The sequence below is a fragment of the Actinomyces timonensis genome (assembly GCF_040702965.1).
GTDB classification, from domain to species: Bacteria; Actinomycetota; Actinomycetes; order Actinomycetales; family Actinomycetaceae; genus Actinomyces; species Actinomyces timonensis_A.
Map to the genome: position 1 here is coordinate 95,416 of NZ_CP159989.1, position 24,691 is coordinate 120,106.

Consider the following 24,691-nt stretch of genomic DNA (forward strand, 5'->3'; position numbering starts at 1 on the left):
CTTGGGGACGTGGTTGGGCTAGTGGTAATCGATGATCTCAACGACGCAGGCGACGACGGGTGTACCACCCTCGTCGATGACGATGAGCCTCCAGTTGGCACTGAGCCGGGCTGACCACTGGCCAGCCCGATCACCGGTCAGCTGCTCCCAGCGTCCAGTGCCACGCAACAGGTCAGCGAAGGACTCGACGTTGTGGAGCTCGGCGATGCGGAGCCGGAGCTTCTTGGCCACGGCGGCATCGAGCGCGCGCTTCATCTGACGCTGGTTGATGCAGACCTTCTCGACCTTGCGGTCCGCGTACCTCACCTCCACGACCGTATGTTACCCATACGGTAACAACCTGTGGTGGGTAGAGGGTACGGAACCTCGTCTACTGTCATGCAGATCACTCAGTCCCTTCCCGCACCACCAGGGTGGGCAGCTGCTCCACGATCTGCTGGGTGCGCACCGAGAGGGTGGCCAGGCGGGCGATGAGGTTGACCAGGTAGAGCGGCTGCGCTCCGGATCCCGGCTCGGCGCCGGCGCCCTCGTCCATCCAGGCGTTGGGGTCGTTGACGATGCCGGAGGCCTTGTCGGTGGTCACCCGGTAGCGGTCGAGGAGCCAGTCCAGGCCGCTGCGTGAGCCGAGCTGGTAGTCCTGCGCCTGCTTCGGGATGCCGCAGAGCGTGATGTGCTCGTTGTAGACGATCGAGGTCTTGTCATCGACCTTCTTGCCGTCCATGCGCGCCTTGGCGTAGCGCATCTTCTCCACGCGCAGCAGCGCCGGGTCGAGGCTGTCGCGCTGCGCCCACGGCACCGGCGCCCCGTCCACGGTGAGGGTCAGCGGCCAGGGCTCGACCTCCTCGTAGTCCAGGTGCAGGTCCGCCAGGGCCCGCCCGGCCGTGGCCAGGGCGGTGAAGTCCTCACGGGTGGCCACCAGCGGGATACGCGGCAGGGACTTCTTCAGGTCCGCGGCGTAGCGGCTGCGGTACTCCGGGTGGTGCAGCAGGCCGTAGACGTAGTAGAAGACGTCAGCCTTGTCCACCTCGGGCCCGTAGGCGGCGCGGTAGGTGGTGAGGGTGGCGTCGGTGATGTTGTCCACGCGCCGGTAGTTGCCCATGACCTCACCCTCCTGTCCGACGGCGGAGCCCGCCCCACCCTGCGGCTGCCTGAGGGCGTCGAGGTCGAAGGCGTCGCCCGTGGCGGCGTGGCGGCCCGAGACCTTCTCCCATCGCCACCGCGGGAAGAACTGGCCTCCACTCCCCGCACCCGTCACATGCAGATTCGGAACCAGATCTGTCACAAGTGCGGAGAAAGGAACATCAGAACCTGAACCGACGACGTAGAACCCCAGGTTGTCGTGCGCCGGCGTGGGGAAGCACTCGTAGAGCCGGTACACCATGTCGTTGAGCTGCCGATCGAAGCAGACGTGCTGCTTGACGAAGGGCCGGTAGACCGAGGTGTACAGGCGCCCCGCATCAAATCGGTAGGTGCGATGCTTTCTGACGTTCGCCTTGTCCACCCGGTTCCAGGAGAACAGGGTGGGGTCGAGGAAGTCCGGCTCAACCCCGGCCTGCGCCTGGGCGTTGTAGTACTCCACCATGTCGGAGACACGCTGCGACAGCTGAGGGAGAGAGTAGGAGTAGACCCATGCGTCTCTTGCCGTTGCGAGACCGCGACTGCGCATTTGGAATACGCCATTGCTCTCCCTGTCGCCGCCGATGGGCTGCCAGGTGGCGTACCTGGGGTCGCGCTGGTTGACCCAGTCGCCAGCCTCATTCGGAACCAGCTCGTCCCAGTCCATCGCCTCCACGTGCGAGCCCGCGACGATGGCAAGCTTGTCCTCACGGCTGAGGTAATCGCCCACGTCCCGGTAGTGGATGACGGCCGGCCCCGTGTGGGCGGGGTCCTTGACGAGGAAGGTCACCGCCACCGTGGCCCGGGAGCCCGCACCGAAGACCTTGCCACCCTCCTTGCGGGACAGCTCGCCCGCGGTGCGCTGGTTCCCCCGCAGGTTGAAGACATACACATGCGCGAACTCCTCCGCCAGGCTCAGCCGCACGCCGTCGGCCGTGTTGGCGTCAATGAACCCACCGTTGGTGACAAAACCGACCACCCCGGCGTCACCCACCCGGTCGCTCGCCCAACGGATCGCCCGCAGGTAGGCGTCATACAGGGAGTTCTTGTTCGTGGCCGTTGAGCGCGCAGCGTAGGTGGCGGCAATACGCCGGTCCAGGCAGGGGCAGGGCTGGTTGGCGTTGTTGTCATTCGCCGAGGCCTGCCCCACCGAGTAGGGCGGATTACCCACAATGAGACGGATATCCAGCGCCCTCTGAGCCTCGGCGCGGTCATTGTTGGCCACGAAGATGCTGCGGTCGAGGACGTCGTCGTCCTCACCCATCTGGAAGGTGTCTGTCAGGACGATGCCATCGAAGGGCACATACCCGCCGCCGTCCGCCTCACCCGCGCCGCCCGAGCCGGCCAGGTCGCGGTACGCCACCTCAATATTCGCCGTCGCAATGTAGTAGGCCAGCAGGAGGATCTCGTTGGCATGCAGCTCGGATGCGTACTTGCGCGCCAGGTCCTCGGGACGGATCAGCCCCGACTGCAGCAGCCGCACAATGAAGGTGCCCGTCCCCGTGAAGGGATCGAGCACATGCACCCCCTCATCAGTCATGCCGCGCCCGAAGTGCTGACGTGACAGCCAGTCCACGCTGCGCAGGATGAAGTCGACGACCTCAACCGGCGTGTAGACGATGCCCAGGGACTGGGCGGTCTTCTTAAAGGCCAGGGAGAAGAACTTCTCATACAGCTCGGTGATGACCCGCTGCTTGCCCTCAGCATTGTCGATGCCGGCGCAGCGCTCACGCACCGAGGCGTAGAAGCCCTCAAGCGCCTCGGTCTCAGCCTCAAGGTGGGAGCCGTCAAGCACCGTGAGCATCCGGCCCATCACCTGGGCCACAGGGTTCTCGGCACCGAAGTCGTAGCCGTCGAACACGGCGTCGAAGACCGGCTTGGTGATGAGGTGCTGGGAGAGCATGTCGATCGCCGCGTCCGGGGTGATCGAGTCATTGAGATTGGCCCGCAGCGCCGCCACAAAAGCCTCGAACTCGTCGGCCACCCGCGGGTCCACCACCCGTTGGGCCAGGCGCGTGCGATGCCTCTCAGCGATCCGAGCGACATCCGTCGCCCACTGCTCCCAGTACTGGCGCGAGCCCACCTTCTGCACGAGCCTGGCGTAGATCGCCTCCTTCCACTGGCCCAGTGAGTCCAGATCGAAGGCCCCCTGCACCGCGGCCGACGGCGACGCCCCGTCCGCCCCGCCGCCGGCACCGCCGTCGGCACCGCCGTCCGCGAAGGGGTCAATGATGGCGATCTTGTCCGGCTTGGAGCGGTTGAGGTCGATCTTGTTGACCATGGCGTCGAAGCGCTCATCGTGAGCACGCAGCGCCTGAAGGACCTCCCACACGACCCGGAAGACATCGTTGTCCGACAGCACCTGCTCGGGCGCCATCCCAGTCGGGATCGCCACCGGCAGGATGATGTAGCCGTAGTTCTTGCCCGGAGCCAGGCGCATCACCCGCCCCACGGACTGGACAATGTCCACCTGTGACTTGCGCGGGGACAGGAACATCACGGCATCGAGCGCCGGCACGTCCACCCCTTCGCTCAGGCAGCGCGCATTGCTCAGGATCCGGCATCCGGTGGGCGCCTCATCACCCGCACCATCGGTCCCCACGCCAGCTCGCCCGGCACCACCATCGCCGTCGGACAGCCACGACAGCAGGCCCGTGCGCTCCAGGATGTTCATCGAGCCGTCCACATGACGCACCTCGACCGAGGCGAGCCCGGACGCGGCACCACCACCGGGCTCCTCCAGGGTGCGCCGGTAGTCCTCAGCCACCCCGTTGAAGGAGGAGGCGAAGCGCTTGGACGTGGCAATGTCCCGCGCGAAGGCGACTGCCGTGCGCATCGGCTGGGCATCGGCCCCAAAGTCCCCCGCCTCCACACTGCGCTTAGCCAGGGCGTTCCAGCAGCCGACAATGCGGGCGGCGTCGTCGAGCTTGAGCTGGCCGTCCTCGGCCAGGCAGGACTGGAGCCGGGACGCGACCTGGTCCTCCGAGACCGTGAGGACCAGCACCTTGTAGTCGGTGAGCAGACTGCGTGAGACCGCCTCACCGAAGCCGAGGCGGAACAGCTCAGCCCCGTACGTCGCCTCATCATCCATGGAGGCGAGCACCGCGTCCTTGCGGCTGGCCTCAGCCTTAGTGGAGTCGTTGTAGATGCGGGGCGTAGCCGTCATGTACAGGCGCTTAGCCCCGCGAACGTAGGCGTCATCATGGACGCGGACGAAGGCGGACTCATCCGTGCCGGCCAGGGTCGCCCCGGTGGTGCGGTGCGCCTCGTCGCAGATGATGAGGTCGAAGGCTGGGGCACCCGCCTCCTGGGCGCGCGCAACAACATCAATCGACTGGTACGTCGCGAACACGACCGTCATCGCGTCGGTGCCGTCGACGCTCGCCGCCGGCCGGGTCAGGCGCTGCGCGAGGGCGTCAGCGTCGGTGGTGGCTGGGATCGCCAGGTCCACCACCGAGATGTCCTCGCCTAGGCTGTCAGCGCCACGCCCCTTGCCGACCTTCGCGTCCGAGCAGACCGCGAAGGAGCGCAACGGCACCCCAGCCTCGGCGCTCCACTCACGCAGCGTCTGCGACAGCAGCGCGATCGAAGGGACAAGGAACAGCACCCCCCCCCGGCGCCCGCAACTGCCTCAGCGATACGCAGCGAGGTGAAGGTCTTTCCAGTGCCGCAGGCCATGATGAGCTTACCCCGGTCGGCCGCCCGCAGCCCCTCAGTCACAGCGGTCAGCGCCCGCTTCTGGTGCTCGCGCAGGCTCTTGCGCCCGGTGCGGACCATGACCTCCGGCGTCTGAAGGCTGAAGGAGTCCCAGTCGATTGTCGAGTTGAACAGATCCTGAAGTCCGATGCGTGAGACCGGGACAGCCTGGTGAGCGATGGTCTGTTCTGCCGCCCGGTTCCAGCGCTCCGTCGTCGAGACGAACAGGCGCGAGGAGAACTCGCCGGTGCCGGACTCCGCGAGGAAGGTGTCAACGTCCGCCTTCGTCACCGAGTGCTGGGGGTCGTAGAACTTGCACTGGACGGCACACAGCTCGCCCGTCTGCCGCTCGCGGGCGACGAGGTCGATACCGCGGTCCGGCCGGCTACCCCTCTCGGGCCAGTCGGTCCACATCCACACCTCGTCGAAGCGCTCGGCGTAGCGCGGATCCGTCAGGAGGAACTGGCGCACCAGCCGCTCGAAGCTCGTTCCCTTACCGCGCTCGGTCCTGGCCTCGTAGTACAGGGCGTCCAGGATCGCATCGATGCTCTGCGTGCTCACAGCGGGAGCATACGGTCGCGGCGGAGGCGCCGTCGCCGATCATCCAGGCTGGCTCACGCGGATCTGCGGTTCACCTCCGGCACCACGGCCAGCACCCAGCCCACCCAAAGCGGGCACCTCCTCATGACGCTGCTGGTCCTGAGCTCCTTTCGAGCGGTTCCAGGGCTCGGCGTCACGCACCTCACCCTGAGGAGACAGGATGATGCCCGCACCGGCCAGGCCCTTGCGCCACACCGCCGTAGTAGGCCCACTTGCGCCAGGGATCGATGTCGTACCGGCGCGGATGGCCCCCGTTGTCGTTGTAGGGGGAGTCAGTGCTCATGAGGTTCCGCTCGCCAGTGCGCGAGCCGCGTTCCCCGGCCTGCGCATAAAGGACGTTTCAATACTAGACGCGCCGTCCCGAGCCGCGACCCGCCCGCGGCACCGGCAAGCGAGCTCGGGAACAGGCGCTGGCAGGAGGGTGCCCCTCCCCCAGTGGGGTCGTGGGCCAGCACGCGCGCGTCGGTTTCACTGAGCAGTCCACTGCGGCCGAGGCGCGGCGGGGCATCAGCGGCGCAGCCGCAGAGCGACGATCCAGCCGATGATGGCCACGAGCGCGGCGATGAGGAGCCACCGGACGGAGTCGAGCCAGCCGTGCGGGAGGAACGCGTAGCACAGAGAGCTGACGAGGCACCATGCGACGAGCATCCTCACCTGCGGCTCCCGCCAGGCACTCGGGCGCGAGCGGGGAGTGGGCCGAGGTTCCATGGGATTCACCTTCCGTCCATGAGCGCCGTCACAACTCATTGTAGCTCCCCGCATTCCGGGCCCTATGAGCCCTTCTCGCCCTTCTTCCCCCGTTTGGCGTCCCGGCCCCTGTCCCGGCGCCCGGCCTCGGCGGGAACGGCGGCCCACCAGGCGTGGAGCGCCTCGCGCGCCATGTCCTCGCCGAGCGGCCCCCTCTCCATGCGCAGATCCATGAGGAACTGGTAGGCCCTGCCGACCATGGGCCCGGGCGGCAGGCCGAGCTCGGCCATGATCTGACCACCGTCCAGGTCCGGGCGGATCGCAGCGAGCTCCTCGGCCTGAGCGAGCTCGTCGATGCGACGCTCCAGGTCGTCGTAGGCGTGGGAGAGCATGGCGGCCTTGCGGCGGTTGCCGGTGGTGACGTCGGCGCGGGTGAGGCGGTGCAGGCGCGTGAGCAAGGGCCCGGCATCGGCGACGTAGCGGCGCACGGCCGAGTCGGACCACGCGGCGTCGGCGTAGCCGTGGAAGCGCAGGTGCAGCTCGACGAGGCGGGCGACGTCCTTGATGGTCTGCTTGTCGAAGCGCAGGGCGGTCAGCCGCTTCTTGGCCATGCGCGCGCCGATGATGTCGTGGGCGTGGAAGGTGACGGTGCCGTCGGGCAGGAATCGGCGGGTGGCAGGCTTGCCGATGTCGTGCATGATCGCGGCCAGGCGCAGCACGAGGTCCGGGGCGGGCACGGGCCCGTCGGGCCCGGTCTCCAGGTTCATGGCCTGCTGGAGGACCACGAGGGTGTGCTCGTAGACGTCCTTGTGCCGCTTGTGCTCATCAACTGTATCGCGCAGCGCGGCGAGCTCCGGCAGGACGACGTCGGCCACGCCGGTGTGCACCATGAGCTCCAGGCCGCGGCGGGGCGCGGGGGCGAGCAGCAGGCGCTCCAGCTCGGCGCGCACGCGCTCGGCGGAGACGATCTCCAGGCGGTGGGCCATCTCCTCCATGGCGCTCATGACATCGGGCTCGACGTCGAATCCGAGCTGGGCGGCGAAGCGGGCAGCCCGCATGATGCGCAGGGGGTCGTCGTCGAAGGACTGGACGGCCGTGACCGGGGTGCGCAGGATCCCGGCCTCCAGGTCCGCCAGGCCCCCGTGGGGGTCGACGAGCTCCAGATCGGGCAGGCGCAGAGCCATGGCGTTGACGGTGAAGTCGCGGCGCGTGAGGTCCCCCTCCAGCGTGTCCCCGTAGGAGACGGCGGGCTTGCGCGAACCCACCTCGTAGGCCTCGGTGCGGTAGGTGGTGACCTCGACGACGACGCCCCCCTTGCGCGCCCCGATGGTGCCGAACTCGCGGCCGACGTCCCAGCATTGATCCCCCCAGGCCTTGAGGAGCTCCTCGGTCTGCTCGGGGCGGGCTGAGGTGGTCAGGTCCAGGTCATGGGGGGCCACGCCCAGGAAGGCGTCGCGCACAGGCCCCCCCACCAGCGCGATCTCGTGGCCGGCCCGCGAGAAGGCGTGCCCGAGGGCGGCCAGCGACGGCGGCAGGCCCGCCAGGGCGTCGCGCGCGGTGGGCGTCAGGGAGGGGGTGGGGTGGGCCGGACAGGAGGCGCTGGTTGGGGAGGTAGTCATCGGGACAAGCCTGCCATGAGCCCGCCCGGCCGGCTCCCGTGGAAGCCCCGGGGCGGGCAGGGCCGTCCCCAGGCCGATCGCGGAAGCCCGTGTGAGATCCGTGTGAGGAGCACCTGGCCCGCCTCGGCGCGCACTGCGCCGACCGAGAGGCCCGGACAGCCTAGAGTGTCCCCATGCCCTCTCACCGCGTTCGCAAGCCCCGCGCCGGCTCCTCGTCGCGGCGCTCGAGCGCGCGCGGCCTGCCCGTCGTCGATGAGACGAGCGCCGGCGGGCTCGTCGTCGACGTCCAGGGCGGGCGCGCCTTCACCGCAGTCATCGCGCGCCGCAACCGCGGCGGACGCCTGGAGTGGTGCCTGCCCAAGGGGCATTTGGAGGGTGAGGAGACCGCCGAGGAGGCGGCCGTTCGCGAGATCGCCGAGGAGACGGGAATCACAGGCCGCGTGCTGCGCCACCTGGCGACGATCGACTACTGGTTCGCGGGCGACGCCCACCGGGTCCACAAGGTCGTCCACCACTTCCTGCTCGAGGCCGTCGGCGGTGACCTGACCACGGAGAACGACCCCGATCATGAGGCCGAGGACGTCGCCTGGGTGCCGCTCGACGACGTCGGCAAGCGCCTGGCCTATCCCAATGAGCGCAGGATCGTTGCCGCCGCCCGCGACATCCTCGTGGGGGATGGATGAGCCCGCGTCGCGCGCGGCGCCTGCTGGCCTCAGCAGCGGCCGTCCTGTCCAGCGCGGCCATGATCATCGCCGGGCCGGCCCTCGCCGCGCCCGTGTCACCGGCGGGGCCGCTGGCGCGGGAAGGAGCCCAGGCGGTCAAGGTCCTGCCCGCCGATCACGCTCCCAGCGCCCCCAGCCCGACCGCCCCCGCCATCACCGCCGGCGCCATCACCCTCACGGTGGACGCCATGGCCCCTGAGATCCTGCACTCGGGGGAGGACCTGCGCATCACCGGGACCATCGCCAACGGCACGACGACGAACCTGTCCGGCGCCTCGATCGTCGTCCAGGCGCAGCGCTCCACGGAGGTCTCCACAAGGGGCCTCAGCTCCTGGCTCGCCGGTGAGCGCAGCACGTCGCTCGTCACCGCGATGGATGAGGCGCTCGGCTCCGACGTCGCCCCCGGCACCTCCCAGCGCTTCTCCGTGACCGTCAAGAGCTTCCGACCTCCCCCTGGCGGACACCGATCAATGGGGCCCTCGCGGCATCCAGGTGACCCTGGCGCAGAACGGCTCAACGCTCGCCCAGGACCGGGCCATCTCGCTGTGGGACAGCGGCGCGTCCGTGGATCCCAGCCGCGTCACCGTCGTCATCCCGGTCACCGCCAGCCCCGCTGAGCTCGCGCTCCTGGCGGACCTGGGAACCACCGAGCAACGTCAGGCGGAGCAGGCCGTTGAGGACGCCGCTGAGAACGCCGCGAAGGCGACGAGCACCCCGACGGCCAGCCCCATCGCTTCAGCCTCCGCCGCCCCGTCGGGAGACCCGGGCTCCAGCGCCGCGCCCATCGCGACGGGCTCGCCGAGCCCCTCCGCCGGGCCCGACTCCGTACCCCCGGTCGCCTCGCCGGGCTCCGGGCCCTCCATCCACGCCCTGCGCCAGCGCGTGACGGGGATGCTCAACCTCGCCGGCGAGGGCGTCGTCCTGGCCATCGACCCGGCCCTCATCGACGCGCTCGGAATGACTCCTGAGCGCCTCCAGGCCGCCGCCACGGCGGGCTCCGGGGGATCGGGGCCGCCGCCAGCCCCCGCGCCCAGCGCGTCCGCCGGCCCCAGTGGCTCGCCGAGCCCCACGGCCTCGCCATCGGCGGCCCCGCGGGATCTGGCGGAGGACGACCTCACCGAGCTCGCCGGCTCCCTGTACCGGGCTCTGACAGGATCGGGAGCGAAGGGCAAGGGCGATGTCGTCGCCCTTCCCTGGGGCGATGCCGATGTCTCCGCCCTGACCCATCTGGGCGCCACGGAGCTCATGACCACCGCCACGACCCGGGCGAGCGGCTCGCTGCTGGCCGGCGCGAGCGCGAGCACCTCCCTGGCCTGGCCCGCGGGCCCCCTGGATGCCCAGACGCTGTCAGCCCTGCCGGAGTCGACGAGCGTCGTCGTCGCCTCCCCGGGGGATATGAGCGTCACGGAGCCGCTGACCTACACGCCGTCGGGCATCGCCTCGCTGGGGGGTCGCACGGTCCTCCTGCCGGATGCCGCGCTGAGCGCCGGGATCGCGGGGAGCCTGGAGACGCAGTCCTCCACGCAGTCGTTGAGCGAGATCGACACCCGCCAGTACCTGCGCGCCCAGACGGCGATCCTCACTCGCCAGGCCCCGAACCTGGGCAGGGACGCGGTGATCGCCATTGACCGCCGGACCGCCTCGACGACCTCGCCGACGGTCCTGGGGGCCCGGGTCGACGCGCTGAGGAAGAGCAGTTGGACGACGCCCGCCGGCCTGGCCGATCTCAGCGCCGACGCCGACCATCAGGCCGCCCAGGACGATGAGCCCGGCCGCGCCGCGCTACCGGACATCAAGATCACCGACACCGAGTTGAGCGATCCCGAGCTTCTCCCAGGCCCGCGCCACCGCGCAGCGCGTGAGCGCCACGAGCTCCGTCCTCCAAGACCCCGCGGCGATCATGGGCACGCGCGCCCAACTGGTCTCCTCCGTGTCCGCCGCAGCCTGGAGGTCGGACACCGCCGGCCGCGCGGCGCTCATCGCCGGCGCCGACGCCGCCGCGAACTCGGTGGTCAACGCCCTGCAGATCACCCCGACCTCAACGATCAACCTCATCAGCGACAAGGCGCAGCTGCCGATCCGCGTCTCCTCGTCCCTCACGCAGGACTCCACCGTGGTGGTCGAGGTCATCTCCGGCTCACCACGGCTCCAGACCAAGGAGACGGTCTCCGTGGTGGTCCCCGCCGGGGGCCAGGCCGTCGCCTCCGTGCCCGTGACCGCCGTCGGCTCGGGTAACGCGAGCCTCACGGCGAGGATCCTGTCCTCGGACGGCACCGAGGTCGGTACCTCGGCGAGACTGCGCATGCGGGTGCGCGCCGACTGGGAGGGCCGGGGCACCCGGATCGTCACAGGCGTCCTCGTGATCCTGCTGGCCGCCGGCATCTACCGAACCGTCCGGCGCGGCAGGCGCGCTGTGCCCGATGCCCCGCTCGCGGGCGACCCCGAGCTGGAGGGAGACGCATGACCCCCGCCCACGCCCAGAACGCCCCGACGGCGCCCCGACCACGCCAGGGGGGCCGGCCGATCGCGGTCACCGGGCCGGTCGCGCCGGATCGGCCCGGCGGGCGGGCCCGGGCTCCCCAGGTCGCCCCTGAGCCGAGCCAGGGCCGGAAGGCCCCCAAGCCGACGTCGATCATGCGCTCCTCGGTGGTCATGATGGTCGGGACCATGGCCTCCCGCCTCCTGGGGCTCGTGCGCAACGCCCTGCTCATCGCCGCCCTGGGGGCCACGGCCTCCGGCGCCGCCGACGCCTTCAACATCGCCAACACCCTGCCCAACCAGCTCTACAACATGCTGGTAGGAGGCATCCTCAACGCCGTCCTCGTCCCGCAGATCGTGCGGGCGCTACGGCGCGAGAACGGCGAGGAGGTCGTCAACCGGCTGCTCACCGCCGCCGGCGCCCTCATCCTGGCCGTCACGGCGCTGCTCACCCTCGCCGCGCCCTTGATCATCTACCTCTACGGCGGCGGTCTGGGGCGGTGGCTCCCAGTGGGCTACGCCTTCGCGTTCTGGTGCATGCCGCAGGTCTTCTTCTACGGGCTCTACGCCCTGTGGGGGCAGGTGCTCAACGCCCGCCACGTCTTCGGGCCCTACATGTGGGCGCCCGTGGTCAACAACGTCATCTCCATCGCCTCGCTCATCGCCTACATGGCGATCTACGGCCGCTACGCGGGATCAGACGGCGGCCCCGCCGAGTGGGACGCCATGCGCATCACGCTCATCGCGGGAACGACGACGCTGGGCATCGTCATCCAGGCGCTCGTCCTCTACATCCCACTGCGCCGCTCGGGCTTCACCCCGCGCATCATCTTCGGGGTTCGGGGCCTGGGCCTGGGTGACACCTCCAAGATCGCCGGGTGGGCGCTCATCGGGATCATCGTCGCCGCCCTGGGCGACTGGGCCGTCATGAACCTGGGGTCACGGGCCGTGTCCGCGGCGGAGAAGATCGCCGACCAGGGAGTCATCGTCCCCTCGACGACGATGTACAACAACGCCCTCCTCATCTACATCCTCCCGCAGTCCTTGGTGACGACCTCCGTGGTCACGGCGCTGTTCACCCGCATGAGCGAGAAGGCCGCGGCGGGCGACGGCGCCGGCGTGCGCGATGACCTCTCCCTGGGGCTGCGCTCGGTGGCCGTGTTCACGGTGCTGGCCAGCGCCGGGATCGCGGTCCTGGCCACGCCCGCGCTCCAGGCCTTCGTGCCCTCGGTATCCCTGGCGCAGGCCCGCGCGGCCGCGCCGATCCTCGTGGCCCTGGCGATGGGCATCGTGGTCCAGGGGATCTGGTTCACCACGCAGCGGGTTCTGCTCGCCTACGGGGACACCCGCCGCCTCGTGCGGGCGGACATCACCGTGGGCGTCATCCCGGTGGTCTTCTGCCTCCTCACGTACTTCCTGGCCGAGCCCCAGCACTGGATGCTCTGGGCGGCGATCTCGTCGCCGGTCGCGCAGGCCGGGGCGGTGGCCGTCGTGGTTCCGCTCATGCGCCGCCACCTGCCCGACCTCGACAGCCCGCGGGTCATCTCGACGCACCTGCGACTCATCGCCGCGGTCATCCCCGCGGTCGTCGTGGGCATCGGGGTGCGCGAGCTCCTGGGCGACGCCGACGGGCACCTCATGGGGGCCGCCGCCCTCGACGCCATCTTCGTCGTCCTCACCGTCGGGGCGATCATGACCCTGGCGTACCTCGCCGCGGCCCGCGCCCTGCGGATTGATGAGCTCTCGATCCTCATGAACCCGGTGGCCGGCATCGTGACCAAGGCCGGGAGCGTGCTCCCCGGTGGCGCCGGCCGGGCCCTCACCCGCCTGGGCGGGTCACTGAGGATGGCCCCGGCGCGCCCCACGCCCGTCACGGCGGCACCGACCCCCGCGGCTCCCGCGCAGGACCAGCCCCACGTCCAGCCGCCCATCATCCCCGTGGGGGGCGCGCCCGCCGCGAGCGAGCCCCCCGCCGCCCTCCCGCCGTCCATCGCCCCGGCGGGGAGCGCCGACGCGTTCGCCACCGGACCAGCGCTCGCCTTCCCAGGCCCGCTAGCGCCCGCGGCGATCCCGCAATCCGGAGCCCCGGCAGGGCAGGCCTCCCCATCTGGTCCCGATTCTTTCGCTGTCAGCACCCCGGGGGCCGCTACGATAAGTTCAAACACACAGATAGCCGACAGCACGGGAGGCAGTGTCCGCATGGACGGCATGGATCAGGCGAAGCCCATCGGGTCGGGGCGCTACGCGCTGACGGCCGCGATGCCCGCCACCCTGCCCCGTATCGTGCGGCATCTCGGCCGCGACGCGATCCTGGGGCGCGAGGTCGTAGTCCTGACTCTCAGTGGCGCCACACCGCATCGCGACGAGATCCTCGATGCCGCCTCCCGCGCGGCCCTCATCGAGGATGCCCGCCTGCAGCGGGTCTACGACGTCGAGCACGGTAATCCGGCCTTCATCGTCACCGAGTCCGTGGCGGGCCGCTCCTTCGGCTCGCTCGTGCGCGAGGGCCTGAGCCCCGCCCAGGTCCGCGCCATCGTCGGGGAGGCGGCCCAGGCGCTGGAAGCGGCCTCCCGCAGGGGACTGCACCACCTCAACCTCGCCCCCGAGTCCGTGCGGGTGCTGCCCGATGGCACTGTACGGATCTCCGGCGTCGGCATCGAGGCCGCGGCACTCGACCTGGAGAAGTCCAGCGGTGATCCGCTCGACTGCGATCGCGCCGACGCCCGCTCGCTCGTCGAGCTCCTCTACTTCGGGCTGACGCGCCGCTGGCCGGGCAAGCGCGCCGGCATCGCGCCCGCGCCCACCTCCGAGGGCGTGCCCGCCCGCCCCTCGTCGTTCGTTCCCGCGCTCGCCTCGGAGAAGGAGCTCGACGATCTCGCCGCCAGGTCCTTCACCGACCAGGCGCCGATCTCCGCCTCCGAGGTCGCCCACCAGCTCGGCCGTTGGGACACGGCCAATCTCCTGGGCCTCGTTCCGCAGGCGCCCACGGCCCTGGGGCAGGCTCCCGCGCAGGCCTCCTCTGCCGCTCCCGCGTCATCGGCCCGGTCCGCGACGCCTCCCGCGCCGGCCGAGGCCGCCAAGACCGTTCTCGGCCGCCTGCGCGGCCTGTCCGCCAATCGCGCCCTGGCCGCGAGGTCGGCGGCGAGCGCGGCCTCCGCGGAGGCCGCCTCCAGCGCGCCAGAACCCGCCACTTCCACGGCGGCGCCGCTCACGCCGGCCGCCGCGAGCGCGGCCCCGCCCCCGCCGACGGTCCCGGCGGCATCGGCCAGTGCGGCGGCCGCCCCGCCGCCCCCCGCGGTGGCGCCACCCACCCAGGCGATCCCGCCAGCCCGCCCCGCGCCGACGCTCCTGGAGCCCCTCGACACCTCCGGCTCACTGCCCCGCATCATCGACGACATCGATGACGGCTCGCAGGACGATGAGGATTCGGAGACCAACAGCCGCGTCTCGACGAGAATCATCGTCGGGCTGCTCGCCGTCGTGCTCGTCGTGGCCTACTTCGCGATCACCAATATCCTCCAGCTCCTGGGCGTGCCCCTCGTGGAGAAGGAGGTGCCCGCCGCGCGGACGGTGCCATCCACCGCCGCGGCCGCCCCCGGCGCTGGTGGCCAGGCAGGGGACGCGCCCCGCTCCCGGGCTCCGATCACCATCACCGGCGCGAAGAGCCTGAGCGGCCAGCATCCGGAAGCTCGAGGGCCGCCTCGTCGACGGGGACACCTCCAAGGACTGGTACACCCAGTGGTCCAACCAGCCCACAGGACTGGGCAATGTGAGCATCGCCGTCACCCTGAAGCAGGCCACCCCCGTCTCCGGGATCAACCTCCAGGGAACCGGTCAGGGCGGTCACGTCCAGATCCGCGCCACCAGCGCGCAGGACCCCGAGGGGGGCACCCTGCTGGCGGAGGGCCCCTTCACCTCGGGCGCCACGTCCTTCTCCTTTAACGCCACCACGACGGACACGGTCGTCATCGTCATCACCGAGCTGCCGGTGGCCCCCGACGACGGCAAGAACAAGGCCACTATCACCGAGATCACCCTTCGATAGGCGACAGGGCGGGAACAAGCGGTTTTCATCGTTGGTTGCAACGGCTGACGCTGCCCACTTTCTCGCACACAGGAGAGTCATGATCCACGACGTCGTCATCGTCGGCTCCGGACCCGCCGGTTACACGGCCGCCATCTACACCGCGCGCGCACAGCTGAGCCCCATCGTGCTCGCTGGCTCCGTGACAGCCGGGGGCGCCCTCATGAACACCACGGAGGTGGAGAACTACCCTGGGTACGACGAGGGCATCATGGGTCCCGAGCTCATGAATCACATGCAGGAGCAGGCTGAGCGCTTCGGCGCGGACATCCGCTACGAGGACGTCACCGCGCTGGACCTGACCGGTGACATCAAGCGAGTCACCACGGACGACGCCGTCTACGAGGCTCGCACCGTCATCATCTCCACGGGCTCGGAGTATCGCAAGCTCGGGATCGACGACGAGGACCGGCTCTCCGGCCACGGGGTCTCCTACTGCGCCACCTGTGACGGCTTCTTCTTCAAGGACAAGCCGATCGTCGTCGTTGGAGGCGGCGACTCCGCGATGGAGGAGGCCACGTTCCTGACCCGCTTCGGCTCTTCCGTCACCATTGTCCACCGCCGCGACCAGCTGCGGGCGAGCGCCGCCATGGTTGCTCGCGCCGAAGCGGACCCGAAGATCTCCTTCGCCTGGAATTCCAAGGTCGTCGCGCTGGGCGGGCAGGATGCTCTTCAGTCCGTCACCCTGGAGGACACCGTCACCGGGGAGCGCCGCGAGATCCCCGCCGAGGGCCTGTTCGTCGCGATCGGCCAGATCCCGCGCTCCGAGCTCGTCAAGGACGTCCTCGAGCTCGACGACGCCGGCTACATCGTCGTCGACGCGCCCAGCCAGCGCACGGCCATCCCCGGGGTCTTCGCCTGTGGCGACGTCGCCGATGCCACCTACCAGCAGGCCATCACCGCCGCTGGCTCGGGCTGCCGCGCCGCGCTGGACGCTGAGCACTACATCGCGTCACTCACCGCCTGACCATCTACTTTCTTTCCATTCTCATCGACCATTCATTAGGAGATTTCATGTCCAGCGCACTCACCGTCACCGACGCCACCTACGAGGCCGAGGTCGCCGCCTCCGAGCTTCCCGTCCTCATCGACTTCTGGGCGCCCTGGTGCGGTCCTTGCCGCCAGATGGCCCCGGTTGTGGACAAGGTCGCGGATGAGCTCGGTGACAAGCTCAAGGTCGTCAAGGTCGACATCGACGAGAACCCGTCGGTCGCCCAGTCCTTCGGCGTCACCTCCATCCCGACCTTCGCCGTCGTCAAGGGTGGTCAGACCGTCCACCAGTTCTCCGGCTCCCGTCCCAAGCCCGCCTTCCTCAAGGAGATCGAGAAGGCCCTCGGCTGACGACCGGGCGCGCAGGAGAGCTCACCGCTCCGGCTGCGCGTCGTCTCAGCATCACGCGATCCAGTGCCGTGCCCTCCGCCCCTCGTGGGGTGGGGGGCACGGTTCTATTGTCGATACGGAGCATCTTTTCCACACTATATTAATTGGTGCTACCTATTATTTTGAGAGCACTGTTCTTTTGCCGCATCGTGGCGTTTCACGTGAAACACCTCCTGCGCGATGGGCGCCGATACCTCGACGAGCGCCGTCGTCCTACGATGAGCACGACTTCCATCCCACTCCGACCAGCGAGGAGCAGCATGCAGTTCATCTCCACCCGCGGCCAGGCACCTTCCACCAGTTTCACTGAAACTCTCCTCATGGGACTCGAACCCGATGGTGGGCTGGCTGTTCCCGCCACGATTCCCACGATCACCGCGGACATCCTCGAGGAGTGGCGCTCTCTCGATTACGCCGCGCTGGCAGCGACCGTCATCGGTCTCTTCGCGACCGACATCCCGAAGGCCGATCTGCACGCGATCGTCTCGGCGGCCTATGGAGCGGATCGCTTCCCGAGTCCCGTGGTTCCGCTGAAACCGCTCGACGGCGTCGCTCCCGGCCTCGCCCTGGTCGGGCTGTCCGAGGGGCCCACGATGGCGTTCAAGGACTTGGCCATGCAGTTCCTAGGGCAAGCGATCCCTTACGTGCTCGAACGCGATGGGAGAGTTCTCAACATCCTCGGTGCGACGAGCGGCGACACCGGCTCGGCCGCCGAGCACGCGTTCCGCGCTCGGGAGGGAGTCTCCGTCTTCATGCTCTCGCCCGCGGGGAGGATGAGCGACGTGCAACGCGCGCAGATGTACTCCCTAGTCGATCCAAATATCCACAATATCGCGGTGGACGGGGTCTTCGATGACTGTCAGGCCCTCGTCAAGGCCCTCAGCAACGATGCCGCCTTCAAGGCTGAGCACAGCCTCGGCGCGGTGAACTCGATCAATATCGGCCGTATTGTCGCCCAGGCGGTCTACTACGTCTGGACGTGGTTGCGATCCTCCGACGGCGTTGTGGCAGAGGAGAGGAGGGCGTTCCACGTGGACGTGGTAGTGCCGTCTGGGAACTTCGGCAATATCTACGCCGGTCACCTCGCCAGGAGCATGGGCCTCCCGATCCGCCGGCTCATCCTGGCGACGAATGAGAACAATGTCCTTGATGAGCTCTTCACCTCCGGCGTCTACCGCCCTCGCTCGGCCGCCGAGACCCTGGCCACCTCGAGCCCCTCCATGGACATCTCACGGGCCTCGAACCTGGAGCGTTTCGTGTGGCAGCTGCTTGGTCCTGAGGAGTTCATCGCTCGCTGGACCTCGCTGGAGGAGTCCGGCTCCCTCGATCTCACCGACCGCCTCGGGGACATGCATGAGGTCTTCGGCTTCGTCTCTGGCACGTCAACGCACAAGGATCGTCTCGCCTCGATCGCGCGCGTCCATGCGGAGGCCGGTGCGCTTATCGATCCTCATACCGCTGACGGCGTCACGGTGGCTCTACGCCACATGGAGCAGGGATACCCAACGCTCGTCATGGAAACCGCTCTCGCCTCTAAGTTCGCCGAGACCGTGGAAGAGGCCCTCGGTGAGGCGCCTGAACCACCGGTCTCCGTGCGGGAGCTCCTCAGCAAGGAGCAGCACGTCATCGAGATCCCGAACAGCGAGGAGGAGTTGCGCGCGCTGATCACGCGCTCAGCGCTTCATCGAAGCTGAGCCCGGAGGACCCAGTTCTAAGGGACCTGTTTCACGTGAAACGCCCGGCGGTGTTTCACGTGAAACACGGCGATTCCTCCGAGTCGATTCACTTTCGAGCACTCAGTCCGTCGCGCTCTCACTTCGGGGCGGTGTTTCACGTGAAACACCGCCCCGTCGCTCATCCGGAGGAGGGAATCTGAGGTCAACACCGGGCGTGGCAGACTTGGAGCACAGCAGGGCTGCCCGCCCGGAAAGGACGATGACGTGACTGACCCGCAGCATGTGAAAGGGAACCGGCTCGATCCCTGGCTCGACAACTACGCAGCGCGCGCCCATGGTCTGCGCGCCTCAGAGACACGCTCCTTGTTCGCCGTGGCGGCCCGCCCCGAGGTCGTCTCACTCGCCGGCGGCATGCCCAATCTCAAAGACCTGCCCCTCGAACGGCTCGCCGACGCCACCGCGACCATGCTCCGCAAGGACGGTGGCAAGGCCCTGCAGTACGGCAACGGGCAGGGCCTACCCCGTCTTCGGGAGCAGATCCCCGAGGTGATGGCGCTGGAGGGGATCGACGCTGATCCCGAGGATGTCATCATCACCACCGGCTCCCAGCAGGCCGTCGATATCATCACCGAGCTGTTCATCGACCCGGGAGACGTGGTGCTCGCGGAAGCACCCACCTATGTCGGCTCCCTGTCCATCTTCGCCACCTACCAGGCGGACGTGCAACAGGTACCCATCGATGCCGAGGGCATCATCCCCGAGGCCTTGGAGGAGCGCATTCAATCGCTCAAGCGCCAGGGGCGCACCGTGAAGTTCTTCTACTGCCTCCCCAACTTCCACAACCCCGCAGGAGTCACGCTCTCGGAGGAGAGGCGTCCCCAGGTCATCGAGATCTGCCGTCGCCACCATGTACTCATCGTCGAGGACAATCCTTACGGCCTTCTCGGCTTCGAGGGGCAGACCTATACGGCCCTGAAGACGATCGCACCGGATGATGTGGTCTACCTCGGTTCCTTCTCGAAGATCTTTGCCCCGGGCTACCGCGTGGGATGGGCGGTGGCCCCGCCGGCAGTGAGAGACAAGATGAAACTCGCCTCAGAGGCAGCGATCCTCTGCCCCTCCTCCATGGGACAGTACTCGATCTCCACCTACCTCGAGCAGTTCGACTGGCGTGCGCAGATCTCCGAGTTCCGCGGCATGTACCGCCGTCGCAGGGACGCCATGATCTCAGCCCTGGAGGAGTATCTCCCCAGTTGCACGTGGAACACTCCCGACGGCGGCTTCTATGTCTGGCTCGGTCTGCCCGAGGGGCTCGATGCGAAGGAGATGCTTCCCAGGGCCGTCACGAATCTCGTCGCCTATGTCTCCGGGACCGCCTTCTTCGCGGGTGGCCGATCCGGCGAGGATCACCTCAGGCTCTCCTTCTGCTATCCCGAACCGGAGGAGATCAGAGAAGGGGTCCGCCGACTCTCGGAAGTCGTGGCCCGCGATCTTGAACTCGTCCAGCTGTTCGGCCCGGCGCGTTCTGAGCCGAGCCCCGGCGTATCCGCTCCCGCCCCCGACCAGATCTGAGGTAGTTCCATGACAATCGCGACATCACCCGAGCCCCTGCGTATCGCCGTCCTCGCTGGCGGCCTCAGCCATGAGAGAGAAGTGTCCCAGCGCTCAGGGAACCGTGTGGCGCAGGTGCTCCGCCACCTCGGCCACAGCGTCATCGTCCTCGACGTGGATGCCCGCATGATCTCCTCCCTGCGCGCCTTCAGCCCCGATGTTGTGTGGCCGCTGGTTCACGGTGGACACGGGGAGGATGGCGGACTCCAGAATGTGCTCATCGGGCTTCAGCTTCCCTACATCGGCACACACTCGGACGGCTGCCAGCGAGCCTCGTTCAAGCCTACGGCCAAGGCCACTGTTCGCACCGGGGGCGTCCTCACTCCTGACTCGCTTACGCTCCCCAAGGACTACTTCGCCCAGATGGGTGCCCAGGAGGTGCTAGGCATGGTCACCGACCATCTCGGGCTCCCGGTAGTGGTGAAGCCGAATCAGGGTGGCTCAGGACTCGGCGTATCCCTCGCCTCGAACGCAGATCAGCTCCGCTCCGCGATGGTGGGTTGCTTCGCCTACGACGAGCGTGCGCTCATCGAGAAGTATGTCGCCGGTACTGAGGTCGCAGTATCCGTCGTCGACACCGGTTCAGGTCCACGTGCGCTCCCACCGGTGGAGGTCTTCTCCGAGGGGGCTTACGACTTCGACGCCCGCTACAATCCCGGCAGGTCCGAGTACTTCGTTCCCGCGCGACTCTCGGAGGATGCCATTGAACGGCTCAAGGAGACCGCCATCGTCGTTCACACGACGTTGGGGCTCGGCCACGTCTCCAGGACCGATCTCATCCTCGATGAGGCGGGAACGCCCTGGTTCATCGACGTCAATGTCACTCCGGGCATGACCGAGACGAGTCTCTTCCCACTCGCCGCCGAGGCGGATGGCGACCTTCCAAGCCTCTACGACGCGCTCGTACACGCACCTCTCCTCTAGCGATCCTTATCCGACGGCTGATCGCCCCGATGCGCTCATCGCGCATCGGGGCGATCATTTCGTTCAGGGCGTTTCGTCATCGACCAGAGCGTTTCACGTGAAACACGTCAACGCCTACCGAGGCCGCGGTGACATCGGGTGACGCACCCGTGGACGCCTTGTTTCACGTGAAACCGCCCCTTGACGCGCGATAGGGAGCCGTTTCACGTGAAACGGCACAACTCGTCTTCCGGCGCTTAGGAGTACTGGTCAGACAGGTTGGTTGAAGGACTGCGATCCGGTTGTGTGAGTATGGGGAGGGCCTTACTGGTTGAGTGGGAGTCGCGACAGAACCGCTCAAGCCAGGAAGGCCCTCTCGCGTCCCACGCTAACGCAGCATTGACCCCGAGGCACCGTCTGATCATCGCCCGCCTGGTGGTCGGCAACGGCGTCCCGATCAGCGAGGCCGCCGCCCGCTTCCAGGTGTCCTGGCCGACCGTGAAGCGCTGGACCGACCGATACCGCGCCGGGGAGTCGATGCAGGACCGTTCATCACGACCACGCCACAGCCCGAGCAAGACACCTCAGCGGATCGTCAAACGGCGCGTGAGCCTTCGGCTCAGGTTGAGGGAACGACCCGTCCAGCTCGCCTCACGCCTGGGGCTGGCGCTTCGTGGGACACCGCCAGGGCGATCAAAACCGCGACAACCTCCCACCGATCACCCGGCTAACCAACATCCCCGATCAGTACACCTAGCGGCGCATCATCGTCCGGCCTCGCCGCCGTTTCACGTGAAACAGTCGCGCCGCCAATCGAGAGGATTGGCGGCGCGACGATCGAGTGGGTCAGTTGAAAAACCTTCAGACCTCGTCAAGAGAGGTGCCCGGCGCGAGGGCCTCAACCAGGCGAGCAAGATCATCCTCACCCGCGAACTCGATGGTGATCTTTCCCTTCTTGGCGCCTCGAACCACTTTCACCCGGGTGTCGAAGGCATCCGAGAGGCGAGTGGAGAGCGCGGGGAGGGGAAGCGAGCGACTGCGCTGAGAACTCGGCTTCGCGGCAGTGGCGGGTTCGTCGTGAAGCGCGACGAGCTCCTCCGTTGCCCGCACGGAGAGCCCCTCGGAAACGATCCGCTCGGCGAGGGTCTCCATCGCGTCATGGTCCGGCAGCCCGAGGAGGGAGCGAGCGTGCCCTGCGCTGAGCACGCCGGCGGCGAGCCGACGCTGCACGGTTCCCGGCAGCTTCATGAGGCGCAGGGTGTTGGAGATCTGAGAGCGTGAACGCGCGATCCTCCGGGAGAAGCTCAGCATGAGTGCAGCCGAAGTCCTCCAGGAGCGCCTGATACGCCGCTGCTTCTTCCAGGGGATTCAGTTGAACGCGGTGGAGATTCTCCAGCAGGGCGTCACGGAGGAGGTCCTGATCGTCGGTGTAGCGGACGATCGCAGGAATCGTCTCAATGCCAGCATGCTTCGAGGCGCGCAGACGGCGCTCACCCATGATGAGCTCATAGCGCGTGCCTTCCTCATCATCGATGCGGCGGACGACGACGGGCTGGAGGAGCCCGACCTCCTTGATGGAGGATGCGAGTTCCTCGATATCCTCCTCATCGAAGACCTGTCGTGGCTGCCTCGGGTTGGGTGAGATGAGCTCCACCGGAAGCTCCGCGAAGGTCGCTCCTGGAACCGGGACGAGCCCACTGGGGTCCTCTCCCTGCTCGTCGTCGTCGCTGCTCTCACTGGGCATCGTCACCGAGCCGCCATCCTCGACGGTCACTTCCTCGGTCACCGCGTCCTGTGCCTCAGCGCCATTGACATCGCCGGCCTGGGCGACCGCCGCATCAGTGGTCTCGACGGCGGGAGCGTCGGTTTCACGTGAAACCGGATTCTTCCCAGAATCGGAGTCCTTCTGAGCGGTTTCACGTGAAACATCGTCGACGGCTTTCACCGCCTTCTTCTCGATCTCGCTCGCCGGCCGCTTCGCCGCGACGCTCGTGCTCCCGTCCTTGGTCTCCACGGGCTGCCGACTCCGATTGCCCGAGCCCTTCCGCCCATTCTTCGACGCCCTCTTCGACGGGGCGAGGAGAGTGGCGGCGATATCCGCGGAGGTGTGTGCGGCATGCCCGGATGCCGTGGACTTCTCCGCGGTGCCGGGCTTCTTCTCATCGTTGCCGATCTTCGCCTTCACGCCGTCGTCCGCCTTGGTGGCGCGAGCGGCGCGCCCCTCTGGGAAGAAGACATCCGTGGGGCGCCTGGCGGGCGCCTCCGCCTGGGCCTCCGGGATCAGGGCCTGCAGCCCGCGACCGAGTCCGCGCTTCTTCTGCGCCATCTGTGCTCAGGCCTCCTTCGAGTTGTTGTCCGCCGTACCGGCGTCGTTGCTGTTGTCGTTTCCCGTGATCCCCGTGTCCTCGACCTCGGGGTTGTGGGAGCCCTCAGTGGCCTCACGAACCACGCGCCGCGTCTGCCATCCCTCGACGCCGCGGTCGGCGATCTCCCAGGCGAGTCGCTTGTAGGCGATAGCGCCTGAGGCACGTGGATCCCAGAACACCACGGGCGAGCCGAAGGAGGGGGCCTCCGCCACCCGAATCGAGCGCGGGATCTTCGTATCGAGTGTGGCATCGGGGAAGTAGGTCCGCACCTCCGCCTCCACGTCTCTGGCGAGAGTGGTGCGCCCATCGAACATGGTCAGGACGATCATGGAGACCGCGAGAACGGGGTTGTGGATTTTGGCGATCCGCTCGATAGAGCGGCTGAGCAGCGCCAGGCCCTCCAGGGCGTAGTACTCGGCCTGCATCGGGATAAGCACTTCGTTAGCGGCCACGAAGGCGTTGATCGTCATGATGCCCAGGCTCGGGGGGCAGTCAATGATGATGTAGTCCATTCGGGGCTGCCCATCCTCGTACCGGGAGCGCAGGTAGTCCTCAAGGGCGAGGCGAAGCCTGGATTCACGTGACGAGGTGTGGATGAGCTCGATCTCGACAGCGGCCACGTCAATCGTGGCGGGCAGGCAGTAGAGGGTCGGGGCGAAGCGCGTCTGGACGACGACGTCCTTGAACGGCATGCCATCCACGAGGACGTCGTAGATCGATGCGTGCTCCTCATCGTGGGGCACGCCGAGGGCGGTGGAGGCATTGCCCTGGGAGTCAGCGTCAATGAGCAGCACGTGAAGACCTGCCTCTGCGAGGGCAGCAGCCACGTTAACGGCGGTCGACGTCTTGCCGACCCCGCCCTTCTGGTTGGCCACCGCGATCACCCGGGTCTGCTCAGGTGGCTGGAACCCGCCCTCGGCCAGCTCGTTCAGTGTCGAGTGATCAGCTCGGACCTGATCGAAGATGGATCCCGGCACGCTGCTCTCCTCCAACGACGGCGCACGGTACCTCAAGGGGCACCGTCTGTCCCGTCAGTCTACGGCAGGAGTACTGCGAGCCACTGGTGGGCGCGAGACGAACTCAACGACGTGGGCGCTGAACCTGGACGACTTTCGTCACGTCGTCGCCGGCGGTGACGACTTCATGAATGACAGCGGGCAGGAGCTTCGCCTTCTTAATGACGTACTTGGCATCGCGGACCTCGTCGTCCGCCTTGGCCCCCTTGAGGGCGAGGAGGCTCGCCCCGGGGCGGAGCATCGGCGCCGTGAGCCGGACGAGCTTGGAGAGATTGGCGACGGCGCGCGCGGTCACGGCGTCGTATTTCTCCTTCATCTCCTCGGCCCGGGCACGGTGAATCGTCACGTTGTCGAGGCCGAGCTCTTCGACAACGTCGGATAGCCATGCTACGCGGCGCTCCATCGTTTCAATAAGAGATACTTCTAAATCTGGTCGGATGATCGCGATGATGATCCCAGGGAAACCCGCACCGGATCCGACGTCGGCCACGGTCCCCCGAGAGGGGAGGAAGGGGCCGACAGCGGCGGAGTTGACGAGGTGGCGGGACCAGAGCCTCGGGAGCTCACGAGGACCCAGAAGACCCCGCAATTCGCCCTCGGCGACCAGCATCTGGGCGAAGTGCTCCGCCGCGGGGAAGCCGAGTCCGAAGATCTCGCGCATCTCCTCGCTCGGCTGCTCGACCTCGGCGGCCAGGTCCCCCAGGGCGCTCCCAGCGTCCTCCTGATCCTGCCCCATC

Annotated in this window: 17 protein-coding genes and 3 pseudogenes; 11 read left to right on the top strand and 9 right to left on the bottom strand. The window is 68.1% G+C overall.

The features are described 5' to 3' along the window. Positions 1-18: 18 nt before the first annotated feature. From ABXS69_RS00415 to ABXS69_RS00440, 6 genes are all read right to left on the bottom strand, one after another. A complete protein-coding gene (locus ABXS69_RS00415; RefSeq protein ID WP_366180672.1) occupies positions 19-312 on the bottom strand; it encodes a type II toxin-antitoxin system RelE/ParE family toxin in 294 nt (97 codons plus the stop codon). A 73-nt stretch (positions 313-385) separates the two neighbouring features. Next, positions 386-4,702 carry a type ISP restriction/modification enzyme gene (locus tag ABXS69_RS00420; protein ID WP_366181600.1) on the bottom strand — a complete coding sequence of 1,439 codons (4,317 nt, stop codon included), beginning with the start codon at positions 4,700-4,702 and terminating at the stop codon, positions 386-388. Then, positions 4,585-5,373, bottom strand: a complete 789-nt coding sequence (locus ABXS69_RS00425) for a restriction endonuclease (protein ID WP_366180673.1) — start codon at positions 5,371-5,373, stop codon at positions 4,585-4,587. Before ABXS69_RS00425 ends, ABXS69_RS00420 begins: the two co-directional genes overlap by 118 nt. A 181-nt stretch (positions 5,374-5,554) precedes the next feature. Continuing rightward, positions 5,555-5,695, bottom strand: a complete 141-nt coding sequence (locus tag ABXS69_RS00430) for a hypothetical protein (protein ID WP_366180674.1) — start codon at positions 5,693-5,695, stop codon at positions 5,555-5,557. A 224-nt stretch (positions 5,696-5,919) separates the two neighbouring features. After that, entirely contained in the window at positions 5,920-6,066 is a 147-nt protein-coding gene (locus ABXS69_RS00435) for a hypothetical protein (RefSeq protein WP_366180675.1), read from the bottom strand. A 116-nt stretch (positions 6,067-6,182) separates the two neighbouring features. After that, entirely contained in the window at positions 6,183-7,718 is a 1,536-nt protein-coding gene (locus ABXS69_RS00440; RefSeq protein ID WP_366180676.1) for a CCA tRNA nucleotidyltransferase, read from the bottom strand. Between the two features lie 173 nt (positions 7,719-7,891). On the opposite strand from ABXS69_RS00440, the gene ABXS69_RS00445 reads away from it, so the two are divergent. The 11 genes and pseudogenes from ABXS69_RS00445 to ABXS69_RS00495 all read left to right on the top strand — a co-directional run. Continuing rightward, the gene (locus ABXS69_RS00445; RefSeq protein WP_366180677.1) at positions 7,892-8,401 is read left to right on the top strand and encodes an NUDIX hydrolase; all 510 of its coding nucleotides are present in this window, start codon (positions 7,892-7,894) and stop codon (positions 8,399-8,401) included. After that, entirely contained in the window at positions 8,398-9,057 is a 660-nt protein-coding gene (locus ABXS69_RS00450) for a DUF6049 family protein (RefSeq protein WP_366180678.1), read from the top strand. The genes ABXS69_RS00445 and ABXS69_RS00450 overlap by 4 nt, the downstream gene beginning before the upstream one ends. After that, positions 8,939-10,138, top strand: a pseudogene (locus ABXS69_RS00455) (DUF6049 family protein); the annotation flags it as partial. The gene ABXS69_RS00450 and the pseudogene ABXS69_RS00455, both read left to right, overlap by 119 nt. A gap of 160 nt (positions 10,139-10,298) precedes the next feature. Next, complete coding sequence (locus tag ABXS69_RS00460) at positions 10,299-10,904, top strand: DUF6049 family protein (RefSeq protein WP_366180679.1); 606 nt, start codon at positions 10,299-10,301, stop codon at positions 10,902-10,904. Continuing rightward, positions 10,901-14,860, top strand: a complete 3,960-nt coding sequence (locus tag ABXS69_RS00465; protein WP_366180680.1) for a murein biosynthesis integral membrane protein MurJ — start codon at positions 10,901-10,903, stop codon at positions 14,858-14,860. The genes ABXS69_RS00460 and ABXS69_RS00465 overlap by 4 nt, the downstream gene beginning before the upstream one ends. A 182-nt stretch (positions 14,861-15,042) precedes the next feature. Further along, positions 15,043-15,969, top strand: a complete 927-nt coding sequence (gene trxB, locus ABXS69_RS00470) for a thioredoxin-disulfide reductase (protein WP_366180681.1) — start codon at positions 15,043-15,045, stop codon at positions 15,967-15,969. 47 nt (positions 15,970-16,016) lie between these two features. Then, the gene (gene trxA / locus ABXS69_RS00475) at positions 16,017-16,343 is read left to right on the top strand and encodes a thioredoxin (RefSeq protein WP_366180682.1); all 327 of its coding nucleotides are present in this window, start codon (positions 16,017-16,019) and stop codon (positions 16,341-16,343) included. A gap of 299 nt (positions 16,344-16,642) precedes the next feature. After that, complete coding sequence (gene thrC, locus ABXS69_RS00480) at positions 16,643-18,076, top strand: threonine synthase (RefSeq protein WP_366180683.1); 1,434 nt, start codon at positions 16,643-16,645, stop codon at positions 18,074-18,076. A 246-nt stretch (positions 18,077-18,322) separates the two neighbouring features. Then, positions 18,323-19,630, top strand: a complete 1,308-nt coding sequence (locus ABXS69_RS00485; protein ID WP_366180684.1) for a PLP-dependent aminotransferase family protein — start codon at positions 18,323-18,325, stop codon at positions 19,628-19,630. A 9-nt stretch (positions 19,631-19,639) separates the two neighbouring features. Continuing rightward, positions 19,640-20,593, top strand: a complete 954-nt coding sequence (locus ABXS69_RS00490; RefSeq protein ID WP_366180685.1) for an ATP-grasp domain-containing protein — start codon at positions 19,640-19,642, stop codon at positions 20,591-20,593. 306 nt (positions 20,594-20,899) lie between these two features. After that, a pseudogene (locus ABXS69_RS00495) lies at positions 20,900-21,241 on the top strand (helix-turn-helix domain-containing protein); the annotation flags it as partial. Between the two features lie 192 nt (positions 21,242-21,433). Here the strand turns inward: ABXS69_RS00495 and ABXS69_RS00500 are convergent. The 3 genes and pseudogenes from ABXS69_RS00500 to rsmG form a co-directional block, all read right to left on the bottom strand. Beyond that, positions 21,434-22,898: pseudogene (locus ABXS69_RS00500) on the bottom strand (ParB/RepB/Spo0J family partition protein). Between the two features lie 6 nt (positions 22,899-22,904). After that, positions 22,905-23,915 (bottom strand): ParA family protein, encoded by a 1,011-nt coding sequence (locus ABXS69_RS00505; RefSeq protein ID WP_366180686.1) that lies wholly within the window; start codon positions 23,913-23,915, stop codon positions 22,905-22,907. A 103-nt stretch (positions 23,916-24,018) separates the two neighbouring features. Beyond that, the gene (gene rsmG / locus ABXS69_RS00510; protein WP_366180687.1) at positions 24,019-24,690 is read right to left on the bottom strand and encodes a 16S rRNA (guanine(527)-N(7))-methyltransferase RsmG; all 672 of its coding nucleotides are present in this window, start codon (positions 24,688-24,690) and stop codon (positions 24,019-24,021) included. Position 24,691: the final 1 nt, after the last annotated feature.